A 928-nucleotide genomic window follows, 5' to 3' on the forward strand; every position below is an offset into this window, starting at 1 on the left:
CGGTGCGTGTCAAGATAGTTGTCGCGCAAGTCATGCGGCCAATTGTTGTGTATCGTGATGCAGCGTGAGGCCTTCGATCACCGCGTCGCGCTCGGGGTTGAGCGTGACGGCGCCGATGGGCTGCCAGTTGCGCGTGTGCCGACTCCAGCGCGACGGATGGCGCTGGCGGGCACGTTCGTAAACCTGATGCCTGGCCGCCAGGATCGCTTGGTCACGCCCTTCATGCCGCGCTGCCGGGCTCACGTAGCGGATGCCGCTGTGCAGATGCTCATGGTTGTACCAATGCACAAACTGCGCCGCCCAGTCGCGAGCGGCGTGCAGGACGGCAAAGCCACGGGCAGGGAACTCGGGCCGGTACTTGGCGGTGCGAAACAGCGATTCGACAAAGGCGTTATCGTTGCTGACGCGTGGGCGCGAGTACGAGGGCTTGATGCCCAGCCAATGCAGCATGGCCAGCACCGTGGTGGCTTTGAGCGTGGAGCCGTTGTCGCCGTGCAGCACGGGCTTGCTCGCCTGTGTGGCAATGCCCTCGGCCAGCGCCGTGCGGCGCACCAGGTGCGCGGCATGGCAGGCGTCGTCGTGCTCGTGCACCTCCCAGCCCACGATCTTGCGACTGTAGAGGTCTAGGATCAGATACAGGTAGAACCAGCGCCCGGCGATCTGGGCGGGCAGATAGGTCATGTCCCAGCACCAGAGCTGGCGCGGGCCACTGGCCACATGCGTGCTCGGGCCGCGTCGCGCCTGCGGCGCCTTGGCGCGGCCGCGATGGGCGGCTTGCCCTTGTGCGCGCAGGATGCGGTAGAAGGTCGATTCGCTGGCCACATAGCGGCCTTCATCGGCCAGCGCAGGCACGATGCGCGCAGGCGGCTGGTCCGCAAAGCGCGGCTCGTTGGCAATGCGCAGCACCTCGGCGCGCTCGGCTTGGCTG

General features: G+C 66.9%; 1 protein-coding gene. It reads right to left on the reverse strand.

Annotation, left to right across the window (positions count from 1 at the left end; genetic code table 11):
- Nucleotides 1-30 precede the first annotated feature (30 nt).
- A partial coding sequence (locus tag Taqua_RS13075; RefSeq protein ID WP_144326996.1) for an IS3 family transposase occupies nt 31-928 on the reverse strand: 898 nt, incomplete at its 5' end.

It is taken from the genome of Tepidimonas aquatica (assembly GCF_007556585.1).
GTDB classification, from domain to species: Bacteria; Pseudomonadota; Gammaproteobacteria; order Burkholderiales; family Burkholderiaceae_C; genus Tepidimonas; species Tepidimonas aquatica.